Origin of the sequence: Dietzia sp. DQ11-38-2 (assembly GCF_014145055.1) — a bacterium.
In the GTDB taxonomy this organism is placed as follows: Bacteria; Actinomycetota; Actinomycetes; order Mycobacteriales; family Mycobacteriaceae; genus Dietzia.
Genome location: NZ_JAALDW010000439.1, coordinates 1 through 1240, shown reverse-complemented (window position 1 = coordinate 1240; position 1240 = coordinate 1). Strand labels below are relative to the sequence as shown.

The window sequence follows — 1240 nt, the reverse complement described above, 5'->3', positions numbered from 1 at the left end:
AGGTAGCCGTGGGCGGCGTGGACCTCGACCACATCGAAGCCCGCCTCGTCCGCGCGTCGGGCGGCCGCGGCGAAGGCGTCGACGACAGCTCGGATCCCGTCGGCGTCGAGCGCGACCGGGGCCGCCATGTCGCCGAACGGGATGGCCGAGGGGGCGACAGTGGTCCACCCGCCCTCCGCCACCGGGATCGACCCGGTGGGCTCCCCGGGGAAAGCCCGGTGGGTCGACGCCTTTCGCCCGGCATGGGCGAGCTGGATGCCGATCGCGGCGCCCTGCGAGTGGACGAAGTCCACGATCGGCGCCCATGCGTTCCGCTGCGCGTCGTTCCACATCCCGGCGTCGTGGGGGCTGATCCGGCCCTCGGGCACGACGGCGGACGCCTCCGCGAGGATCAGTCCGAACCCGCCCTGCGCCCGCGCACCCAGGTGCACGAGATGCCACGGGGTGGGGACGCCGTCGCGGGCGTCGCACGAGTACTGGCACATGGGCGAGAGCCACGCGCGGTTGCGGATCTCGAGATCGCGGATGCGGATGGGGTCGAAGAGGAGTGGCATTCCGTCGATTAAACCCCTGCAGGCCGGGTCCGGATCGCGGGGCACCACCCCCGGCACGCTCTCTCACGCACTCCGGCACCGGCGACTAGCGTGGTCGCCATGACTGATGCCCACCCGGATCTGACCCACCTCGACGCCGAGGGCCGGGTTCGGATGGTCGACGTGGGCGGCAAGGCCGTCACCACCCGCACCGCCACCGCCGAGGGGGTCTTCCGCACCCGGCCCGAGGTCGTGACGATGGTGTCGGGGGACGAGTTGGGGAAAGCCGACGTGCTGGCCACCGCCCGGTTGGCCGGTATCGGCGCGGCCAAGAAGACCTCGGAGCTGATCCCGTTGTGCCACCAGATCCCCCTGAACTCGGTCAAGGTGCGCTTCCAGCTCGACGCGCCGGCCGGTGAGATCCGGGTGTCGGCCACAGCCACGACGACCGGCCGCACGGGCGTGGAGATGGAGGCGCTCACGGCTGTCTCGGTGGCCGGGCTGACACTGCACGACATGGTCAAGGCCGTCGACCCGCTGGCCACGATGGACGGGGTGAGGCTGGCCGCCAAGTCCGGCGGGAAACGGGGCGACTGGACCAGGGACCAGGACGAGTCACCCCCCGCCGCCGCCGGGCGGGCCGCGGTGGAGTCGGGTCGCAGCGCCGTCGTCGTCGTCTCCTCCACCGCCGCCGCGCACGGGCGACG

Annotated in this window: 1 protein-coding gene and 1 pseudogene; one reads left to right on the top strand and one right to left on the bottom strand. The window is 72.7% G+C overall.

Annotated features, from left to right (window positions below; translation table 11 throughout):
* A pseudogene (locus tag G6026_RS17510) lies at nt 1-554 on the bottom strand (NADH:flavin oxidoreductase/NADH oxidase); the annotation flags it as partial.
* A 99-nt stretch (nt 555-653) separates the two neighbouring features.
* On the opposite strand from G6026_RS17510, the gene moaC reads away from it, so the two are divergent.
* The coding region (gene moaC, locus G6026_RS13935; protein WP_182613518.1) for a cyclic pyranopterin monophosphate synthase MoaC at nt 654-1240 on the top strand (587 nt) is incomplete at its 3' end.